Consider the following 21,004-nt stretch of genomic DNA (forward strand, 5'->3'; position numbering starts at 1 on the left):
GTGTGGGGTCTCCCCATGTGAGAGTAGGTCATCGTCAAGATTCATTTCGCAAAACCCCTATCTGCGCAAGCAGGTAGGGGTTTTGTCTTTTCCGGGATCCGGAAATCTGGGGCTTTATAGCGGCCCCCATCGCATTACCCCCGCCCATGATATGGTTCCCCCCAGGACGAACGCCTTTCAGAGAGAGCGCAATGGCAGATACCCGCTTGCACCCCGGCTTCATGATTGTTCACGGCAACCGCCTGGACGACCTGCGCAGCCTGGTGGTGAGTATGATGCGCCGCTTCCCTCTGGCCCCGTTGGAAAACGAAGTCGCCCTGGTGCAAAGCAATGGCATCGCCCAATGGCTGAAACTCGCCCTGGCCGAAGACCCACAAGACGATGACAGCGGCGGCTGTGGCATCGCTGCCGCCATCGATGTGCAATTGCCCGGTACCTTCATGTGGCAGCTGTACCGCAAGGTGCTCGGCCGCGACGAAATCCCCGAAGTATCCCTGCTCGACAAGGCCCCACTTACCTGGCGCCTGATGCGCTTGCTGCCGGCGCTCATCGAGCGCCCGCACTTCGAGCCGCTACGGCGCTTTCTGACTGACGACAGCGACCTGCGCAAGCGCTACCAGCTGGCCGAGCGCCTGGCTGACCTGTTCGACCAATATCAGGTCTACCGCGCCGACTGGCTGCAGGATTGGGCAGCCGGTAAGCATGTTCTCAACACTGCCCGCGCCCAGCGCAAGCCACTGGCTGCCGGCAACTGGTGGCAGGCCGAACTGTGGCGGGCGTTGCTCGAAGATGTCGGCCAGGCCGGTATGGAGCAGAGCCGTGCCGGCGTGCACCAGCGCTTTATCGAGCGTATGAAGAGCCTCGAGCAGCCGCCCAAGGGCTTGCCAGCGCGAGTCATCGTCTTTGGTATCTCGTCCCTGCCGGCGCAGGCACTCGAGGCTCTGGCGGCGTTGGCCCGTTTCAGCCAGGTGCTGCTTTGCGTACACAACCCATGTCGTCACCACTGGGGCGATATCGTTGCCGACAAAGACCTGCTCCGCCACCAGTACAAGCGCCAACAGCGCAAGCAGGGCATGCCCCTGCAACTGGACGACGAGAGCCTGCACCAGCATGCCCACCCATTGCTCGCTGCCTGGGGTAAACAGGGCCGTGACTACATCAACCTGCTCGACAGCTACGACGACCCTGCCAGTTACCTTGGCGTGTTCAACGAAGGCCGCATCGACCTGTTCAGTGAGGCCCAGCCAGGCAATCTGCTCAACCAGTTGCAGGATGACATTCTCGAGTTGCGGCCGTTGGCCGAAACCCGCGAAGTCTGGCCCGCGGTGGACCCGACCAAGGACCGCTCGGTCAGGTTTCACATCGCCCACAGCGCCCAACGTGAAGTCGAGATCCTCCACGACCAACTGCTGGCCCGCTTCAGCGCCGATCCTACTCTGCGCCCGCGCGATATCATCGTCATGCTGCCGGCCATCGATGACTACGCCCCGCATATCCGCGCGGTGTTCGGCCAGCTCGATCGCCACGACCCGCGCTATATCCCGTTCACCCTGACCGATCAGGGCCAGCGTGGCCGTGACCCTTTACTGATCGCTCTTGAGCATCTACTCAAGCTGCCCGACAGTCGCTTTGCCGTTAGTGAGGTACTCGATCTGCTCGACGTGCCCGCACTACGCGCGCGCTTCGCCATTCAGGAAAGCGACCTGCCGACTCTGCATCGCTGGATCGAAGGCGCCGGCATCCGTTGGGGCCTGAGTGCCGCCCAGCGCGCCAGCCTCGGCCTGCCCGAAGGGCTGGAGCAGAACAGCTGGCGGTTTGGCTTGCGGCGGATGCTGCTCGGTTACGCAGTGGGCGTAGGCGAGGGCTGCGATGGCATCGAGCCCTACGACGAGATCGGCGGCCTCGATGCCGCCTTGATCGGGCCGCTGGTGGCGTTGCTCGATGCGCTTGATGTGGCCTGTGTCGAGCTCGCTCAAGCGGCAACAGCAGTTGAGTGGGGCGAGCGCCTGAATGCACTGCTGCAGGTGTTTTTCCTGGCCGAAAACGAGCATGACGAGTTTCTCCTAGTACAGCTTCAGGACCTGCGCGACACCTGGCTGCAAACCTGCGATACGGTCGCCCTGCACGAGCCACTACCACTGACGGTAGTGCGCGAGGCGTGGCTGTCAGGTCTCGATCAAGGCAAACTTTCGCAACGCTTTCTCGCCGGCTCAGTAAACTTCTGCACGCTGATGCCGATGCGAGCGATCCCCTTCCGGGTGGTCTGCCTGCTGGGCATGAACGACGGCGATTACCCACGAGCCCAGCAGCCGCTGGATTTCGACCTGATGGCCAGTGACTACCGCCCAGGCGACCGCTCGCGTCGTGAGGATGACCGCTACCTGCTGCTCGAAGCCCTGCTGTCTGCCCGCGACCAGCTGTATGTCAGCTGGGTAGGGCGCAGCATCCGCGACAACAGCGAGCGGCCGGCCTCGGTCCTGATCGGCCAGTTGCGCGATCACCTGGCCGCCGGTTGGCAAGTCGCCAACGCCAAGCCAGGCCAGCGCGAAGACGCCGGCCAGCAACTGCTGCACGGCCTGACTCAGGAGCACCCGCTGCAGCCGTTCAGCCAGCGCTACTTCCAGAAAGGTAGCCCGCTGTTCAGTTACGCCCATGAGTGGCAACTGTTGCATCAGGCCGAGGCTGCCACACCGCCCGCAGACGACACGCTAGCGCCCTACGTCAATGACGAGCCGCTGAGCCTGACCCAACTGCAGGACTTTCTGCGTCACCCGGTGCGGCATTTCTTCCGCCAGCGCTTGAAGGTGTTCTTCGAGTCACTCGAGGCACCGACCCCGGACGAAGAACCGTTCGTGCTCGACGCACTGCAGCGCTACGGCCTCAGCGAAAGCCTGCTGGATACCGCCCTGGCTGACCCAGGCAACGCCGAATCGGCCCTGTACGCCCAGGCGCGCCGCCTGCAAGGCCATGGCCTGCTGCCGTTGGCCGGTTTTGGCGAGATCCTCCAGGCCGAGCTGATCGAGCCCCTGCCCAATCTGCTGCAACGTCATCGACACCTGCTGCAACGCTGGCCGAGCCTGGTCGAAGGCGCGCTGCCGATTCACTTCGAGCATGGCCGCGAGCGCCTGCAAGGCTGGCTTGGGCGGGTGTATCAGGCGGCCGACCAAAGCCTGCTGAGCATCACTACCATCCCCAACACCATCAGTGCCGGGCGTAACAACCTCAAGCGCCATCGGCTGATTCCGACCTGGGTCATGCACCTGGCTGGCTGCGCTGCCGGCTACCCGCTGCACAGTGCACTGGTGGCCAGCGACCTGACCCTGCTGCTGGAACCTTTGCCACAGGCTGAGGCCAGTGAGCGGCTTGCTGATCTGCTGGTCGCACGCCAGGCCGGCATGAACGCGCCGCTGCCGGTGGCGGCCAAGACCGCCTTCGCCTGGCTCGGCCAGGACGACCCGGACAAGGCCTTGGCCGCTGCCGCCCGGGCCTACGAAGGCGACGGCCAGAACAGCTTTGGTGAACGCAGCGAAAGCCTCGCCCTGGCGCGCCAGTTCCGCGACTTCGCCGCACTCAGCGCCGATGAAACCTTCGAAGGCTGGTGTGAAGCCCTGTACCGCCCCCTGTTCGCCGCGCCTTGGCAAACCCAGGGCAATCCGGAGAGTGCCGCATGACCCAGGCCCGCCCCTTGGCCTTGAGCTTCCCGCTGCATGGCAGCCAGCTGATCGAAGCCAGCGCCGGTACCGGCAAGACCTTCACCATCTCGGCGCTGTACCTGCGGCTGATCCTCGGCCATGGCGATGCGCACGGCTTTGGCCGCGAGCTGTTGCCGCCGCAGATCCTCGTGGTGACCTTTACCGATGCGGCCACCAAAGAGCTGCGTGAGCGCATTCGTACGCGACTGGCCGAAGCCGCACGGTTCTTCCGTGACGAGCTGGGCGACGCCGACCCGCTGTTGCAGATGCTCCGTGCCGACTACCCGGCAGAGCTCTGGCCACGTTGCGCCAGCCGCCTGGAAGTGGCCGTACAGTGGATGGACGAAGCCGCCGTGTCGACCATTCACGGATGGTGCCAACGGATGCTGCGCGAACACGCCTTCGACAGCGGCAGCCTGTTTACCCAAAGTCTTGAGACCGATCACAGCGAACTGCTCGGCCAGGTCATGCGCGACTACTGGCGGCGCTTCTGCTATGGCATGCGCGGCGAGTCCCTGAACTGGGTACGCGGCAACTGGGTCAGCCCCGATGCCTTGTTGCCGCGCCTGCGTCCGCTGTTTGGCCGTGTCGCCAGCAGCGCCGATGATATCGAGCCGCAGGCACTGATCGAGACCACTCTGGAGCAACGCGCGCAGCAGCTGTGCCAGCTCAAGGCGCCTTGGGGCGTCTGGGCCGACGAGTTGCAGCAGATCTGCCACGCGGCGGTTGCGGCCAAGCACGCTGATGGGCGCAAGCTGCAGGCGCGTTACTTCGAGCCGTGGTTCGAAAAACTGCGCGCCTGGGCTGGTGACGATCAGGTCCTCGAACTGGATCTGGGCACTGGCTTCACCCGCCTGACTCCAGCCGGCATGGCCGAAGCCTGGAAGCACGGTGACCCACCCGATCACCCGGCCCTGCGCGCCATGGAAACCCTGCGCCAGCAGCTACAAGGCCTGGCCAGCCCCGAAGTGCCTTTGCTCGAGCATGCCGCCAGTTGGGTGTCGGCACGCTTCGAGCAGGAGAAGCGCCGGCGCGCCGAGATGGGCTTCGACGACATGCTCCTGCGCCTGCAGCACGCGCTCAATCAGGAGTCCGGCGAACGCTTGGCCGCGCTCATCCGCGAGCAGTTCCCGGTCGCGCTGATCGACGAATTCCAGGACACCGACCCGGTCCAGTACGGCATCTTCGAGCGCATCTACCAGATCAGCCAGAACCACGCCGAAACCGGCCTGTTCATGATCGGCGACCCGAAGCAGGCGATCTACGCTTTCCGCGGTGCCGACATCTTTACCTACCTGGCGGCCCGCCGCGCCACTGCCGGGCGCCTGCACAGCCTGGACACCAACTACCGTTCCAGCAAAGCCATGGTCGGTGCGGTCAACCGCCTGTTCCTCGCTGCAGAAGGGCGTAGCAGCGGACGTGGGGCGTTCCTGTTCCGCGACGGGCAAGACAACCCCTTGCCGTTCATCGAGGTCCACGCCAAAGGCCGCAGCGAGCAACTGCTGATCAACGGTCAGCCATCCGCCGCGCTGCATTGCTGGCGGCTGGACAGTGACGAACCGGTGTCCAGTACCCTCTATCGTCAGCAACTGGCCGCCAGCTGCGCCAGCCATATCGTCGGGCTGCTCAACGGTGGTCAACAGGGCGTCAGTGGATTCAAAAAAATCGATGGCAAACTCAGGGCGTGCCTGCCTTCGGATATCGCCATCCTTGTGCGCGACGGTCGCGAAGCGCAGCTGGTCCGCGCCGAGCTGGCAGCGCGCGATGTGCGCAGTGTGTACCTGTCGGACAAAGACTCGGTGTTCGCCGCCCAGGAGGCGCACGACCTGCTGGCTTGGCTCAAGGCCTGCGCCGAACCCGACTCCGAGCGCCTGCTCAAGACCGCCTTGGCCAGCCCGACCCTCGAGCAGTCACTGCTTGAACTCGAGCGGCTGAATCAGGACGAGCGGGTCTGGGAAGACTGGGTCATGCGCTTTCGCCAGTACCGCGAAACCTGGCAGCGCCAGGGCGTATTGCCGATGCTGCGGCGCCTGCTGCATGACTTCGAACTGCCGCGCCGGCTGATTGCCCGCAGCGACGGCGAGCGGGTGCTGACCAATTTGCTGCACCTGGCCGAACTGCTGCAGCAGGCCGCTGGCGAACTGGATGGCGAGCAAGCCTTGATCCGCCATCTGGGCGAGAACCTGGCCGGCTCCGGGCAGGCGGGCGAAGAGCAGATCCTGCGCCTGGAGAGCGACGAGCAACTGGTCAAGGTCGTGACCATTCACAAGTCCAAGGGCCTTGAGTATCCGTTGGTGTATCTGCCGTTCATCTGCACCAGCAAGCCGGTCGATGGCCAGCGCCTGCCGCTGATCTGGCACGACAGCGACGGCCACGCGCACCTGACCCTGACACCCGACCAAGAGCAGATCGAGCGCGCCGATGATGAGCGCCTGGCCGAAGATCTGCGCTTGCTCTACGTCGCCTTGACCCGCGCCCAGCATGCCTGCTGGCTCGGTGTCGCCGACCTCAAACGCGGTAACCAGAAACACTCGCTGCTGCATCGCTCGGCCCTGGGCTATCTGCTCGGCGGCGGCCTGCCGCTGGCCTCGTCGGCACAGCTGGCCGAGTGGCTGCAAAGCCTGCAAGCGAGCTGCGCGGATATCGTCTGTGAAGAGCTGCCTGGCGCAGACGAACAGCGCTATCTGCCCCCACAAGATGGTCACGAGCTGATTGCTGCGCGCAAGCCACGCCGGGCTGCGGCAGAGAACTGGTGGATCGCCTCCTATAGCGCCCTGCGCGTGGGCGACCAGAGCCTTGCCGGTGACAGCTCGCTGGCCCAGCAGCTGACCGATGACGAGCGCATCGACGCCCAGCAGTTGCGTGATATCCCGGCTCAGAGCGGCGACATTCATCGCTTCCCACGCGGGCCCAATCCCGGCACCTTCCTGCACGGTCTGCTCGAGTGGGCCGGGCGTGAGGGCTTCGCCGAAGTCAGCCAGCAGCCTCAGCTCATCGAACATACGGTCGGCCAACGCTGCAACCGGCGGGACTGGAAAGGCTGGATCCCGGGCCTCACCGAGTGGCTGCAGCATCTGCTGGTCGAGCCGCTGCCGTTACATGGCGAGGATCGCCAATTGACCTTGGCGCACCTGCAGCAGTATCAGATCGAGATGGAATTCTGGTTTGCCAGTCACAAGGTCGATGTCATCGAGCTTGATCAGTTGGTGACCCGGCATACCCACGGCGGCGCCGCGCGTGCCGCCGCCGAGCCGAGCCAGCTTAACGGCATGTTCAAAGGTTTTATCGACCTGGCCTTCGAGCTGGACGGCCGTTATTACGTGACCGACTACAAATCCAACTGGCTCGGCCCGGACCTGCACAGCTACAACGCGCTGGCCATGGAACAGGCGATTCTCGATCACCGCTACGACCTGCAGTACGTGCTCTACCTGCTCGCGCTGCACCGCCAGTTGCGCGCGCGCATGCCCGACTACGATTACGACCGCCATGTCGGCGGTGCGCTGTTCATCTTCCTGCGTGGCGCCAGCCGGGCAGGCCACGGGGTGTATTTCAGCAAGCCGCCACGTGAGCTGATCGAAGCCCTCGATGCCCTGTTCCGCGGTGCCCCGGTGCCGGCACAGCAGGACCTGTTTGCCGGAGCCGCGCCATGAGCCGCCGCCTTGAAGACCTGTTGCCAACCCCCCTGCAAGCCGAGCAGCTGGCTGCCTTGGCGCCGCTGCAGAGCAGCCATGACCTGCTGATCCTGCTCGACCGCTGGGTTGAGCGCGGCTGGCTGCGCGCGCTCGACCGCGCACTGGTGGGTTTTCTTGAAGAGCGTGCGCCCGGCAGCGACCCGCTGCTGTTGCTCGCCGCTGCCCTGGCCAGCCACCAGTTGGGTCACGGGCATGTCTGCCTGGACCTCGCCCAGACCCTGGCCGAGCCGGACTTCGCCCTGTCGCTGCCACCGGAAGGTGATGCCCTCGACGGGCCATTGCTGCTGCCATCCCAACTGCTGACCAAGCTCGATCAGCACACCTGGTGCGAGCGCATCGCGGCCAGCCCGCTAGTGGCTACTGGCAATACGCCGGGGCACAGCGCGCGACCACTGGTCCTCAGCGGCTTGCGCCTGTACCTGCGCCGCTACTGGAGCTACGAGCGGCAGATCGACAACGCGCTGCGCCAGCGCCTGGCAGCGGATCAAGTCATCGCGCCAGCGCTGCCGGAACGGCTTGAGCAACTGTTCAAGGGTGGCGCGCCGCAAGGCCAGGTCGACTGGCAGAAACTCGCCTGCGCCTTGGCTACCCGCGCCTCGTTCAGCATCATCACCGGCGGCCCCGGCACCGGCAAGACCACAACAGTGGTGCGCCTGCTGGCACTGCTGCAAGGGCCTGCGGTGGAGCAGGGCAGGCCGCTGCGGATTCGCCTGGCAGCGCCCACCGGCAAGGCCGCTGCGCGCCTGACCGAGTCGATAGGCCAACAGGTCGAGTTGCTTGAGGTCAGCGCCGAGGTCCGCCAGCAGATTCCGACCGACGTCAGCACCGTGCACCGCTTGCTCGGCAGCCGCCCGGGCTCGCGCCATTTCCGCCACCATGCTGGCAACCCGTTGCCACTGGATGTGTTGGTGATCGATGAAGCATCGATGATCGACCTGGAGATGATGGCCGTGCTGCTCGACGCCTTGCCACCGTCGGCGCGGCTGGTGCTACTGGGTGACAAGGACCAGTTGGCCTCGGTCGAAGCCGGTGCAGTGCTCGGTGACCTGTGCCGCGACGCCGAGGAGGGTTTCTATTCGGCGGCCACCCGCGCCTGGCTGGAGCAGGTCGGCGGACAGTCCCTGCAGGACCGCGGGCTAACCCCCGGCGACGCCGAGCAGCACCCACTTGCGCAGCAGGTGGTGATGTTGCGCCACTCGCGGCGTTTTGGTGAAGGCAGCGGGATCGGTCAGCTGGCCCGCCTGGTCAAACGCCAGCAAGCTCAGGCGGCGCGCGAACTGCTGACGCAAAAGCTCGACGACGTGCACGGCCTGTCGCTGCAAGGCGAGCATGATCGACGCTTCGACAGACTGCTGCTCGATGGCCTTGATCGCGGCACCGACGGCCCACAGGGCTACCGCCATTACCTGCGCAACATCGGTCGCCTGCGCCCCCCGCCCGCGACCGCAGCAGACGACCCGCGCTGGGAGCAGTGGGCCGGCCAGGTGCTGCAAAGTTTCGAGGACTTCCAACTGCTCTGTGCAGTACGCAAGGGGCCGTGGGGCGTGCAGGGTCTGAACGAGCGCGTCACCCGCGTGCTGCACAGCGCTGGTCTGATCGACAGTCAGCAGCCGTGGTACGAAGGCCGGCCGGTGCTGGTCACCCGCAACGACTATGGCCTGGGACTGATGAACGGCGATATCGGCATTGCCCTGCGCCTGCCCGACGAGCGCGGCGTCGCCTTGTTGCGCGTGGCCTTTGCGCGTAACGACGGCAGTGGCGGGGTGCGCTTCGTGTTACCCAGCCGGCTCAATGAAGTCGAAACCGTCTATGCCATGACCGTGCACAAGTCGCAGGGCTCGGAGTTCAGCCACACCGCTCTGGTGCTGCCGGACGCGCTCAATCCGGTGCTGACCAAGGAGCTGGTATATACCGGCATCACCCGCGCCAAGCACTGCTTCAGCTTGATCGAGCCGCGTGCGGGAGTATTCGAAGAGGCGGTTGAACGCCGCGTGCGGCGCATCTCCGGCCTGATGTTGGAGCAAGGCTGACGTTCTGCCGCAGCGGCAATATGCTATCGTTGCGGCATCATCTGACAAGATTTTGAGAAAATTCCCACATGATGGTGGCTGTCTCGACCTGGGCGCGCGCAACGGGCGCTGCGCTTGCCCTGCTGCTCGCCGCCCTATTGCTCTACGCCAGCCCCAGCCGGGCAGAGCCCGCTGCCAGCGCCGCCCTGGCGCAGCAGCGGGGCAAGGCCGTGACCCAGGTGGTGTTGGGCATTTTCAGCTACGCGCGCTGGCCCAGTGAGCCGGCCCCGTTGCGGCTGTGCCTGATCGGCCCGACCGAATACGCCGATGACTTGATCAAGGGCACCGAGCAGAACTCTGGCAAGCCGCTGCAGACCCGTCGCCTTCTGGCCGACGATCCGCAAACCGCCGGTGCTTGCGATGCGGTGTATATCGGCAAGCTCGACCGTGGCCAGCGCGAGCGGTTGTTCCATGCCCTCAGCGGCCGGCCGGTGCTGAGCATCAGCGAAGCAGACGACCCCTGCACGGTCGGTAGCCTGTTCTGCCTGCGCGTGAGCGACGAGCAGGTAACCTTCGAGGTCAACCTCGATTCGGTAGCCCGCAGCGGTGTGCGTATCCACCCCAGCGTGCTGCAGCTGTCGCGTCGCCGCGCGGTGCAGCCATGATCCGCTCAGCCAGGCGCGACCGCCGGCCGACCCTGCGCGCTGTGCTCGGCCGCGGGCATTTGGGCGTGGCCCTGCTCGCGGTCGGCCTGGCTGGCCTGTGCGTGACCCTGCTTGGCGTGCTGGCCTTGCGCGTATATGCCAACCAGAACCTGCACCTGATCGCGCGCTCGATCAATTACACAGTCGAAGCCGCGGTGGTGTTCGACGACAGCGCCGCCGCCAACGAGTCACTGGCGCTGATCGCCGCCAACGAAGGCGTGGCCGACGCCAAGGTGTTCAACAACGAGGGTGAGCTGCTGGCCCACTGGCAAAGGCCCGAAGACGGCGTGCTGGCGCCGCTGGAACGGTCGCTGGCAAGCAGCTTTCTGGTCGAGCCGGTGCACATGCCGATTCTCCATCAGCAACAGCAGGTCGGCCACATCGAAGTCACCGGCCAGGGCCGCAGCGTATTGCGCTTTCTGCTCAGCGGGCTGACCGGCATCCTCTTGTGCATGCTGCTCAGCGCCTGGGTCGCCAGCCACTGGTCGCGGCGCCTGTTCGGCGACATCATCCGGCCCCTGCGCAACCTTGCCAGCGTCGCCCATGCCGCCCGCCGCGAGCGCAGCTTCGACCGCCGCGTACCGGAAACCCACATCGCCGAGCTCAACGAGCTGGGCAACGACTTCAATGCCCTGCTCGACGAACTGGAGAACTGGCAGAACCACCTGCGCAGCGAGAACGCCACCCTGGCCCATCTGGCCAGTCACGACAGCCTGACCGGGTTGCCGAATCGCGCTTTCTTCGAGGGGCGCCTGAGCCGCACCTTGCGCACTGCCGAGCGTCACCAGGAGTATCTGGCGCTGCTGTTCATCGACTGCGATCACTTCAAGCAGATCAACGACAGCCAGGGCCATGCCGTTGGCGACGAGGTGCTGGTCACCGTTGCTGCGCGGGTGCGTGCGCAGTTGCGCGAGCATGATCTGGTCGCGCGGCTGGGCGGTGATGAGTTCGCGGTATTGCTGACCCCGCTGCAATCCTGCGAGGACGCCCAACGGATTGCCGAGAAGATCGTTGCCAGCATGAAGCTGCCGATAGCCCTGAACGATGGCACCAGCATCAGCGCCTCACTCAGCGTTGGCATCGCGTGTTACCCGGACGATGGCCATGACCCGGCCAGTCTACTCAATGCCGCTGATGCGGCGATGTACCAGGCCAAACGCGCACGCCGCGGCCAGTGGCATGTGGCGCATACGGAAAGTAGCGCCGCAGATTTTGAAAAAAGGAGCTGATCGTGTTGCAACTGTTTGTACGTTTGCGCCTGCCTTGCATGGCAGTGTTGTTGAGTCTGCTGGCCTTGAGCGGTTGCCAGAGTGTGCCACCGCCGGGACTGACTGCCGAGCAGATCGCCGTGCTCAAGCGCGAGGGCTTCACCCCCACCGATGATGGATGGAGTTTCGATCTGTCCGGCAAAGTGCTGTTCGGCAGTGATCTGGACAGCCTCAACAGCCAGAGCCGAACCATCGTCGAGCGTATTGGCCGGGCCTTGCTTAGCGTCGATATCCAGCGTGTCCGCGTTGACGGCCACACCGATGCCTCGGGCAAAGCGACCTACAACCAGCAACTGTCCGAACGCCGCGCCCAGAGCGTGGCCAAGGCGCTGATCGAGATCGGCATGCAACCGCAGAACATTCAAAGTCGCGGCCTCGGCAGCAGCCAGCCAGTCGCCGACAACCGCACCAGCGCCGGGCGCACGGAAAACCGCCGGGTGTCGATCGTGGTGGCGTCCAACTGAGTCAGTCCTGGGCGAAGCGCATCTCGCGTGATTCGCCTAGCAACAGCGGCGCATTGGCCTCGGTCACCTCGCGGATGTAATCCCACAACAGGGTAATCCGCTTGAGCTTGCGCAAATCCTCCCGGCAGTACATCCAGAACTGCCGGGTAATCGCGATCTCCTCCGGCAACACTGTCACCAGCCGTGGATCCTGTGCAGCCAGGAAGCATGGCAGAATCGCCAACCCCCGCCCTTGCAGCGCAGCCGTGTACTGGGCAATGACGCTGGTGCTGCGCAGGTGGGCGTGGGCGTTGGGGATCAGGTTGGCCAGGTACAGCAGCTCTGAACTGAAGGCCAGGTCGTCGACATAGCTGATGAACGGGTGCTCGGCCAGGTCGCTGACCTGGCGAATCGGCGCGTGGTTGTCGAGGTAGTCCTGGGTGGCGTACAGGCGCAGGCGGTAGTCGGTCAGCTTGCAGCACACGTAGGGGCCATGTTCTGGGCGCTCGAGGGCGATAACGATGTCGGCTTCGCGCTTGGACAGGCTGATGAAGTGCGGTAGCGGCAGGATGTCCACGGTGATCGCCGGCCAGGCGTCGACGAAGTGGCTCAGCTGCGGGGTGACGAAGAAGCTGCCAAAACCTTCGGTGCAGCCCATGCGTACGTGCCCGGACAAGGCCACGCCGGAGCCTGATACCTGCTCGCAGGCCATGTGCAGGGTGCTCTCGACGGATTCGGCGTAACCGAGCAGGCGCTGGCCTTCGTTGGTCAGGACAAAGCCATTGGTGCGCGACTTTTCGAACAGCAACGTGCCCAGCGCCGCCTCCAGCGAGCTGATTCGCCGCGACACCGTGGTGTAGTCGACATTCAGCCGTTTCGCCGCGCTGCTGGCCTTGCGCGTGCGCGCCACTTCAAGAAAGAACTTCAGGTCATCCCAGTTCAGCGAACTGAGGGAGGTAAGGTCTTTTTGCATGATGATCCGGTTTTTATGTGCGTTCTTATTGGATGTTTGCACATCTATACTCGAAATCAGCGCCTCGACGCCAGCCCCGCCTGGCGATCTCGTCTCCCACAATAATTCCAAGGAACGCGCAGATGAACGCACCCCAATCCCCGACCCAGACTCAGATTGAGCAGGTCAAGCTGCTGATCGACGGCCAATGGGTCGAGTCGAAAACCACCGAATGGCGCGATGTCGTCAACCCGGCTACCCAGCAAGTGCTGGCACGGGTGCCGTTTGCCACGGTCGACGAGGTCGCTGCCGCCGTCGCTGCCGCCCAGCGTGCATTCGCCAGCTGGCGCGACACGCCGATCGGGGCGCGCATGCGCATCATGCTCAAATTGCAGGCGCTGATCCGCGAGCACAGCAAACGCATCGCCCAGACCCTCAGCGCCGAGCAGGGCAAGACCATTGCCGACGCCGAGGGCGATATCTTCCGCGGCCTGGAAGTGGTCGAACACGCAGCGTCGATTGGCACCCTGCAGATGGGTGAGTTCGCCGAGAACGTCGCTGGCGGCGTGGACACCTACACGCTGCGTCAGCCGATCGGCGTCTGCGCCGGGATCACCCCGTTCAACTTCCCGGCGATGATCCCGCTGTGGATGTTCCCGATGGCCATCGTCTGCGGTAACACCTTCGTCCTCAAACCGTCCGAACAGGACCCGCTGTCGACCCTGATGCTTGTCGAGCTTGCGCTGCAGGCCGGGGTGCCGGCCGGTGTACTCAACGTGGTCCACGGCGGTAAGCAGGTGGTAGATGCGATCTGCACGCACAAGGACATCAAGGCAATCTCGTTCGTCGGTTCGACCGAGGTCGGTACCCACGTCTACAACCTCGGCAGCCAGCACGGCAAGCGCGTGCAGTCGATGATGGGGGCCAAGAACCACGCGGTGGTGCTGCCTGACGCCAACCGCACGCAAACCATCAACGCCCTGGTCGGCGCTGCTTTTGGTGCCGCCGGGCAACGCTGCATGGCCACCTCGGTGGCGGTGCTGGTCGGCAAGGCCCGCGAGTGGCTGCCGGACATCAAGGCTGCCGCCAGCCAGCTCAAGGTCAACGCCGGTTGCGAGCCAGGCACGGATGTTGGCCCGGTGGTCTCGAAACGGGCCAAGGAGCGCGTGCTGGGCTTGATCGAAAGCGGCATCGCCGAGGGCGCCAAGCTGGAGCTGGATGGCCGTGACGTCAGCGTGCCGGGCTATGAGCAAGGCAACTTCGTCGGCCCGACGCTGTTCTCCGGGGTCACCACCGAGATGCAGATCTACACCCAGGAAATCTTCGGCCCGGTGCTGATTACCCTTGAAGTCGACACGCTCGACGAGGCCATCGCCCTGGTCAACAGCAACCCGTTCGGCAACGGCACCGGCCTGTTCACCCAGAGCGGCGCTGCGGCGCGCAAGTTCCAGAGCGAGATCGACGTCGGCCAGGTCGGCATCAACATCCCGATCCCGGTGCCGGTGCCGTACTTCAGCTTCACCGGTTCGCGCGGCTCCAAGCTCGGCGACCTCGGCCCGTATGGCAAGCAGGTGGTGCAGTTCTACACTCAGACCAAGACGGTCACGGCCCGTTGGTTCGATGACGACAGCGTCAACGACGGCGTCAACACCACCATCAGCCTGCGCTAAGGAGGCTCCATGCGTATTGCATTCATTGGTCTGGGCAACATGGGCGCGCCCATGGCCCGCAACCTGATCAAGGCTGGGCATCAGCTCAACCTGTTCGACCTCAACCAGAGCGTACTGGCCGAACTTGCCGAGCTTGGCGGGCAGATCAGCGCCTCACCCAAGGACGCAGCGGCCAACAGCGAGCTGGTCATCACCATGCTGCCGGCGGCAGCGCATGTGCGTGGCGTCTACCTCAACGATGACGGCGTGCTGGCCGGGATTCGCCCAGGTACGCCGACCGTCGATTGCAGCACGATCGACCCACAGACCGCCCGCGAAGTGTCCAAGGCTGCTGCGGCCAAGGGCGTCGACATGGGCGATGCGCCGGTGTCCGGCGGTACCGGTGGCGCAGCGGGCGGCACCCTGACCTTCATGGTCGGCGCCAGCGCTGAACTGTTTGCCAGCCTGGAGCCGGTGCTCAAGGACATGGGCCGCAACATCGTCCATTGCGGCGAAGTCGGTACCGGGCAAATCGCCAAGATCTGCAACAACCTGCTGCTGGGCATCTCGATGATCGGCGTGTCCGAGGCGATGGCGCTGGGCAATGCGCTGGGCATCGACACCCAGGTGCTGGCCGGCATCATCAACAGTTCCACAGGCCGTTGCTGGAGTTCGGATACCTACAACCCATGGCCGGGTGTGATCGACACGGCGCCTGCCGCGCGCGGTTATACCGGCGGCTTTGGTGCCGAGCTGATGCTCAAGGATCTGGGGTTGGCCACTGAAGCTGCGCGACAGGCGCATCAGCCGGTGATTCTCGGTGCCGTGGCGCAGCAGCTGTATCAGGCGATGAGCCTGCGCGGCGATGGCGGCAAGGACTTCTCGGCAATCGTCGAGGGCTATCGCAAGAAGGATTGAGCGTCACGTGTCTTGATCGTGGCTCGAAGCGCCCTCCCACTGTAACTGCGCACCTGGGGGAGGGCGGTTCGAGTCGCGATTTTTTTTGCCTTGCGCTTAGCCGATCAACTCAATCTTTGATCAGGCAAAGACAAAATACTTGCGCACGGTTTCGACCACTTCCCAGGTGCCTTTCATGCCCGGCTCGATGACGAACACATCGCCGGCCTTGAGGTGCTTGGGCTCTTCGCCTTCCGGGGTGATGATGCAGTAGCCGTCGAGGAAGTGGCAGAATTCCCACTTGTCGTAGTTGACCTCGAACTTGCCCGGGGTGCAGATCCAGGTGCCCATGATCTTGCTGCCGTCAGCCGACAGGTAGGCGTTGAGGTTGACCGTGTGCGGGTCACCGCCAATGCGCTTCCACTTGGTCGCGTCGACTACCGGGATCGGGCAGGTTTCACGCAGGACGGTAATGAAATCGGACATGGCAGGTGTTCCCTTTGGGATGCTTATGGACGCATCACCATAGGGCTATCGCGCGTGGCCCAGTTGCCTGCGCTCGACCTCTACCTGCCTGCCCGCGCTATCGCGGCGCGGTTATGCCCACCAGTAACGCACGAAGTGAAAGAACACCGGCGCGGCAAAACACACCGAGTCGATGCGGTCGAGCATGCCGCCGTGGCCTTCGATCATGTGCCCCCAGTCCTTGACCCCGCGGTCGCGCTTGATCGCCGACATCACCAGCCCGCCGAAGAAGCCCATGGCGTTCACGGTCAGCGCCATCAACGCCGCCTGCCAGAAGCTGAACGGGGTGATCCAGCACAGCGAGGCGCCGATCAGGGTGGCCAGGGCTACACCGCCGAGCAGGCCCTCGAGGGTTTTCGACGGGGACAGGTTGGGTGCCACTTTGCGCTTGCCGAACAGCTTGCCGCAGACGTACTGCAGCACATCGCTGATCTGCACTACCAAGATCAGCCAGGCGATCAGCAGCAGGTTGCGGCCTTCGAAACCGGGGATGTCGAGGGTCATCAGCGCCGGCACCGCCGACACGCAGTAGACGGCAATCATCAGCCCCCACTGCACTTTCGAGGCGCGTTCGAGAAAGCGCGTGGTATCGCCGCCAAAGCTGGCCAGAATCGGCAGCAACAGGAACAGGTACACCGGGATGAAAATGCTGAACAGGCCGTACCAGTCCATCGCGATCAGCAGATACTGCAGCGGCAATGCCACATAGAACGCTGCGACCAGCGCCGGGTAGTCGCTGCGCCGGGTCGGGGTCAGGGTCATGAACTCGCGCAGGGCATAGAACGACACGCAGTAGAACAGCACGATCACGCCGTACTTGCCGAACAGGAAGGCGATGCCGATCACCAGCACCATCACCCACCAGGCGTTGATCCGCGCATTGAGGTTGTCGATCACCGCATGGGGGCCGGCGCCGGCGCGCCACTTGAGCAGGCGGCCGATGACGCTGGCGAGCAGCAGCAGCGCGCCGATCCCGGCAAACAGCAAAACAGTGTTGTGGTCCATCTCAGGCTTCCTTGGGGGCCAGGTTCAGCAGGGCCTGGCGGGCCCGCTCGAGAAACGCGTGCTTGTCTTCAGCGGCCTGCACCTGCAGCGGTTCGCCAAAGCTCAAGGTGCACAACAGCGGCAGCGGCAGGGCGCGGCCCTTGGGCATGACCCGGTTGAGGTTGGCGATCCACACTGGCACCACTTCCATGTCGGGGTTGGCGACGGCGAGGTGGAACAAACCGCTCTTGAACGGCAACAGTGGCTCATCGCCGAGATTGCGCGTGCCCTCGGGGAAGAAGATCAACGAATCGCCACCGGACAGCGCATCAAGCACCGGCTGCAGCGGGTTGGCCTGGACTTCGCTGCGCTGCCGGTCGATCAGCACACCGTTGAATACCTTGCGGATGACGAAGTTGCGCAGGCCCGGTTTGGCCCAGTAGTCGGCCCCTGCAACCGGTCGCGTGCGCTGGCGCAGCGGCCCCGGCAGCGACGCCCAGAGCAGGACGAAGTCGCCGTGGCTACTGTGGTTGGCGAAGTACAGGCGCTGCACCGGCTGCGGCGTGCAGCCGAGCCAGAGAGCGCGGGCGCCGGTGATCAGGCGCGCGGCGGAGGTGATGGCAAAGGCAGTCAGGGCGGTGAGCATGGCACGGGTCTTATCCGATCAAAGGGAGTGTCAGCAGCGTAGTCAGGCACAGCGCGATCTGCAGCGCCAGGCACAGGCCTTGGCGGCGTAACAGGCCGAGAGCAGCCTGGCTGCGAGCGGGCCAGTCGCGCGGGTCGCTGGCGCTGGGTTTGAGGTTGAGGTCGAACAAGGCGCGGTCCAGCTGGCCCGTAGCGGCTGGCAGGTCGCTCCGCGAAGCCAGCTCGGCAAAAAGCTCGGCATCCAGCGCGACTCGCACCGCCAGGTATTTATGCACAAGGCCGAGTATCACCAGCAGGGCGCATAACCCACTGCCCAGCAGCGGCAGTGGGGCGCCCAGCAGCGGCGCCAGGCCATAGCCCAGCGCGATCAGGCTGATGCCGTCGGACAGTCGCTCCAGTTGCTGGCCGCGGCCGAGCAGGCTGGCGGTTACGCGCAGGTGCATGCTTGCCCCTCCAGTTGCCTGAGCATGTGCTGGTGTGCGCTGCGCAGGACGATGCCCGGGCGCGCCTGGCGCAAGCGCAGTTCGGCTTCAGCCAGGCTCGTGCAGCGGCCACTGAGCAGCAACCAAGCGGCGACGGCGGTGGCGCTGCGCGAGTAACCCAGCGCGCAACAGACCAGCAACGGCCCTTGCTGGCGCAGCGTCTCGATAGCGTCGGCGGCGGCGCGGCACAGCTGTAGATCGGCGACCACCAGATCCAGGGTCGGCAGGCTACGGTAATGGTTTGCCAATGGTTTGGCTGCCAGGCATGGCAGTTCGGCACACAGGTCGACAATCGCCGAAAACTGCCCCGCCTCACCGGCTGCCGGAATACGGCCGAGGAAGACCCCGTCACAGATTTCGTCCGCCTGCGGATGGCGTCGCGTCCACAGCCGCGAGTTGATCCAGGCGCCGAGCAGGTAGGGTGCAAACAGCCAGCTGGCGGCCATCGACAGGCGCCCATCAGCGCCTTTTTGAAACGCGCTGGCACCGAGTACCGCGTAGCTCAAGGCCACCAGCAGCAGCGCCAGTGCCGGCCACAATAGCCACAGCCAGGCGCCGCCGGCCCAGCTCGCCAAACCGGTGCACAGCGCAGCGCCCAGGGTGTAGTAAAGCGCCAGCCGCCAGCGCTTGGGATCCTGCGCCAGACGCGCAGCCTGCAACGGCGGTTGACCGTCGCGAGGCCACAGCCAGACGCATAGCAGCCCGACCAACGCACCGCTCGGCAAGTCGATGAAGTGGTGCTGCCAGGTGGTCAGCACCGACACCCCGATCAGCGCCATCCAGCCGTGCATCAGCCAGCGCCCAAGCGGGTTGCGCAGGTGGCGGGCGAACATCGTCGAGATGATCACCAGCAGGGCGATGTGCAGCGAGGGCGCCTGATTGAACGGTTTGTCGAAGCCCATCAGCACATCGAACAGCCAGCCGAACAGGCCGCTCAGCTCCGGTCGCTCGAAGGTAAAGCGCAGCGGCCAGAGCAGAAAGCCGGCCACGCAGATCAGCTGCGCGCTCAACAAGGCCAGGGCGTGGCGATCCATCTCGCGGCGGTTGCGTGGCAGCAGAAACGACAGGCCGTAGAGCAGGTCGATGGACCAGTACGGGATGATCGTCCACGGCCACAACGGCATCTGGCTTTCCCAGCCGAACACCAGGCTGCCGACATCGGCACGGCCCGCCGTGTAGGTGTTGGCCAGGCCGTAGCTGAGAAAGAAAAACGGCCCGAGCAGCAGTAGCCACAAGACCCCACGACGGATCAGCCCGGCTTCACGCGCCATCACTCGACCCGCTGCGCCAGGCTGACACTGAAGATGCCCCATTCGTCGATGCGCTGGGTGATCTTGCGAAAACCAGCGGCGGCAACCAGCTGATCCATTTCGGCCTGGCTGCGTCGACGCATGACCCAGGCCTGACCGCCACGGTGGCTGGTCAGGGCGCGGGCGATCATCTCCAGCTGCGGGTGCCACGGCTGGCCGGTATAGACCAGATAGCCGCCCGTTTCGACGGCATCAGCCAGGCCGGCCAGCGAGGTGCTGACCATCTGGTTGCTGGCGAATAGTTCGTACAGCCCGGAAACCACAGCCAGGCTCGGGCGCGGCTCGAGTGTGGCCAGGCTCTGCCGGTCAAAGGCGTCGCCCTGGACGAAACGCGCGATATCGCCCAAGCCCTTTTCGGCAATCAGCGCAGTGCCCTGCTGCACATTCAGTTCGCTGTAGTCGCGCAGCAGGATCGAGTCCGGCAGTTGCTCGAGTTCCTGCAAGGCTTCAAGAATGTAGCGGCCATGGCCGGCGGCGATATCGACTATATCGACTGTGCGGCCCTGCTCGCGCAGGCGCCGGATCGCTTCGCGCAGCAGCTCTTCGACATGCAGCTTGCGCTGGCGAATACCGCGCCAGCCAATGGCGTCGAGGTAGTTGCGGTCGATCATCTGGCCCAGCTTGCCCTTGCCAGTGGCCTGGTTGCGATAGACATAGTCAAGGGTGCTGCCGGAGTCGAAGCCAGTATCGAAGCCCAGCTTGACCCCGTCTGCCATGCCTTTGCCCAGACGCAGGCCGGCGCGGGTGGCGCGCCAGTACAGATCCCGTGGCGAGTTGCGCGGCAGCTTTGCTGCGAGGCTTTCGGCTTCGGCGCAGCTGGCGCCGGACTGGTCGGCATCGAGCAGCGAAGGTGCCGCCAGCGGGGCATCGAAGCAGTGCTCGACGAAGCGCTTGATGCGCGGCAGTACATGGCCGCGGTCACGCTCGCCAAGGGTGTCGTGGAAGAACCCAGGCAGCAGGTGCAGCTCTTTGCGGGCACTGTCCAGGCGCTCGAAGAACTGCTCCTGCGGCGCCCGCTCGACCACCAGGTCGGCGCCCGAAACCAGCAATTGGGTCGGCAGTTGGATCGCCTGAGCGTCCGCCACTACCCGGTCTGCGGCTTCATACAGGCCGAGCAGCATGGTCACCGAGATGGGCCGGCTGATCAGTGGGTCGGCCACATACGAAGCCACCCGCTCCGGGTCGTGGGTGAGCAGCCGTGGCTTGACGTAGCTGTTGACGAAGAAGTTGCCGCGCGCGGCTTTCATCAGCTTCAGGCCAGGGCGGGCGAACGGCACGTAGAGTTTGACCTTGAACGCCGGCGAGGCCAGCACCAGGCAGCGTACCTTGGGCGCGTAGTCATGCGCCCAGGTGGCAATCAGCACGGCACCGACGCTTTGCGCCAGCACCACGGTGTTGTCTTCGGCGATGCCGTGGCGGGTTTGAATGTGCTCGATGAAGGTCTGCACATCGCGCACGCTGGTGGCAAAGCTCGGGCTGTCGCCGCGCGCCCCTGGCGACTGGCCGTGGCCACGTGCGTCCCAGGCAAAGAAGTCATAGCCGGGCATGTCCAGTTCGTCTGGCAGGTGCGCCAGGCGCCCGCCGTGCTCATGGCCGCGGTGGAACATCACCACCGCTCGACGCGGCTGATGCTCGCTGCGGATGGCCGGCCAGTAGCGATAGTGCAGCTCGACGCCGTCATGGGTAGAGAAGTGCAGCGATTGCGCCTGGCGCATGGCAAAGGTCCTTTTGGCTGGCGGCGGTGCGGTC

15 protein-coding genes are annotated in these 21,004 nt (G+C 64.8%); 8 read left to right on the forward strand and 7 right to left on the reverse strand.

Annotated elements, in window-relative coordinates; translation table 11 throughout:
- Positions 1 to 191 precede the first annotated feature (191 nt).
- From recC to M2396_RS15430, 6 genes are all read left to right on the forward strand, one after another.
- The gene (gene recC, locus M2396_RS15405; RefSeq protein ID WP_259075854.1) at positions 192 to 3,671 is read left to right on the forward strand and encodes an exodeoxyribonuclease V subunit gamma; all 3,480 of its coding nucleotides are present in this window, start codon (positions 192 to 194) and stop codon (positions 3,669 to 3,671) included.
- Positions 3,668 to 7,345 carry an exodeoxyribonuclease V subunit beta gene (recB, locus tag M2396_RS15410; RefSeq protein WP_259075856.1) on the forward strand — a complete coding sequence of 1,226 codons (3,678 nt, stop codon included), beginning with the start codon at positions 3,668 to 3,670 and terminating at the stop codon, positions 7,343 to 7,345. Before recC ends, recB begins: the two co-directional genes overlap by 4 nt.
- The gene (gene recD, locus M2396_RS15415) at positions 7,342 to 9,417 is read left to right on the forward strand and encodes an exodeoxyribonuclease V subunit alpha (protein ID WP_259075858.1); all 2,076 of its coding nucleotides are present in this window, start codon (positions 7,342 to 7,344) and stop codon (positions 9,415 to 9,417) included. Before recB ends, recD begins: the two co-directional genes overlap by 4 nt.
- 71 nt (positions 9,418 to 9,488) lie before the next feature.
- Positions 9,489 to 10,061 (forward strand): YfiR family protein, encoded by a 573-nt coding sequence (locus M2396_RS15420; RefSeq protein ID WP_181089741.1) that lies wholly within the window; start codon positions 9,489 to 9,491, stop codon positions 10,059 to 10,061.
- Positions 10,058 to 11,329, forward strand: coding sequence for a diguanylate cyclase domain-containing protein (locus M2396_RS15425; RefSeq protein WP_150570704.1), 1,272 nt, complete (start codon positions 10,058 to 10,060; stop codon positions 11,327 to 11,329). The genes M2396_RS15420 and M2396_RS15425 overlap by 4 nt, the downstream gene beginning before the upstream one ends.
- A 38-nt stretch (positions 11,330 to 11,367) precedes the next feature.
- Positions 11,368 to 11,832 (forward strand): OmpA family protein, encoded by a 465-nt coding sequence (locus M2396_RS15430; protein WP_101323106.1) that lies wholly within the window; start codon positions 11,368 to 11,370, stop codon positions 11,830 to 11,832.
- A 1-nt stretch (position 11,833) separates the two neighbouring features.
- Here the strand turns inward: M2396_RS15430 and M2396_RS15435 are convergent, their stop codons facing one another.
- Positions 11,834 to 12,784: a LysR family transcriptional regulator gene (locus M2396_RS15435; protein ID WP_101322117.1), complete on the reverse strand. Its 951-nt coding sequence runs from the start codon at positions 12,782 to 12,784 to the stop codon at positions 11,834 to 11,836.
- 122 nt (positions 12,785 to 12,906) lie between these two features.
- Here M2396_RS15435 and M2396_RS15440 point away from each other — a divergent pair, with 122 nt between their 5' ends.
- Both M2396_RS15440 and mmsB read left to right on the forward strand, forming a co-directional pair.
- Positions 12,907 to 14,433, forward strand: a complete 1,527-nt coding sequence (locus M2396_RS15440) for a CoA-acylating methylmalonate-semialdehyde dehydrogenase (RefSeq protein ID WP_259075863.1) — start codon at positions 12,907 to 12,909, stop codon at positions 14,431 to 14,433.
- Between the two features lie 9 nt (positions 14,434 to 14,442).
- Complete coding sequence (mmsB, locus tag M2396_RS15445) at positions 14,443 to 15,330, forward strand: 3-hydroxyisobutyrate dehydrogenase (protein WP_103438574.1); 888 nt, start codon at positions 14,443 to 14,445, stop codon at positions 15,328 to 15,330.
- A 120-nt stretch (positions 15,331 to 15,450) separates the two neighbouring features.
- Here mmsB and M2396_RS15450 read toward each other — a convergent pair whose 3' ends face one another.
- From M2396_RS15450 to M2396_RS15475, 6 genes are all read right to left on the reverse strand, one after another.
- Entirely contained in the window at positions 15,451 to 15,795 is a 345-nt protein-coding gene (locus M2396_RS15450; RefSeq protein ID WP_101322114.1) for a cupin domain-containing protein, read from the reverse strand.
- Positions 15,796 to 15,906: 111 nt separating this feature from the next.
- Complete coding sequence (locus M2396_RS15455; protein WP_150570701.1) at positions 15,907 to 16,839, reverse strand: phosphatidate cytidylyltransferase; 933 nt, start codon at positions 16,837 to 16,839, stop codon at positions 15,907 to 15,909.
- 1 nt (position 16,840) lies between these two features.
- On the reverse strand, positions 16,841 to 17,464 hold the full coding sequence (locus M2396_RS15460) for a lysophospholipid acyltransferase family protein (protein WP_101322112.1): 624 nt from the start codon (positions 17,462 to 17,464) through the stop codon (positions 16,841 to 16,843).
- A 10-nt stretch (positions 17,465 to 17,474) separates the two neighbouring features.
- Positions 17,475 to 17,906, reverse strand: a complete 432-nt coding sequence (locus M2396_RS15465) for a hypothetical protein (RefSeq protein WP_188036659.1) — start codon at positions 17,904 to 17,906, stop codon at positions 17,475 to 17,477.
- Positions 17,891 to 19,216 (reverse strand): phosphatase PAP2/dual specificity phosphatase family protein, encoded by a 1,326-nt coding sequence (locus M2396_RS15470; protein WP_259075866.1) that lies wholly within the window; start codon positions 19,214 to 19,216, stop codon positions 17,891 to 17,893. The genes M2396_RS15465 and M2396_RS15470 overlap by 16 nt, the downstream gene beginning before the upstream one ends.
- Positions 19,216 to 20,970, reverse strand: a complete 1,755-nt coding sequence (locus M2396_RS15475) for a bifunctional alpha/beta hydrolase/class I SAM-dependent methyltransferase (RefSeq protein ID WP_259075868.1) — start codon at positions 20,968 to 20,970, stop codon at positions 19,216 to 19,218. Before M2396_RS15475 ends, M2396_RS15470 begins: the two co-directional genes overlap by 1 nt.
- Between the last annotated feature and the right edge of the window lie 34 nt (positions 20,971 to 21,004).

Origin of the sequence: Pseudomonas sp. BIGb0278 (genome assembly GCF_024809895.1) — a bacterium.
Taxonomy (GTDB): Bacteria; Pseudomonadota; Gammaproteobacteria; order Pseudomonadales; family Pseudomonadaceae; genus Aquipseudomonas; species Aquipseudomonas shirazensis.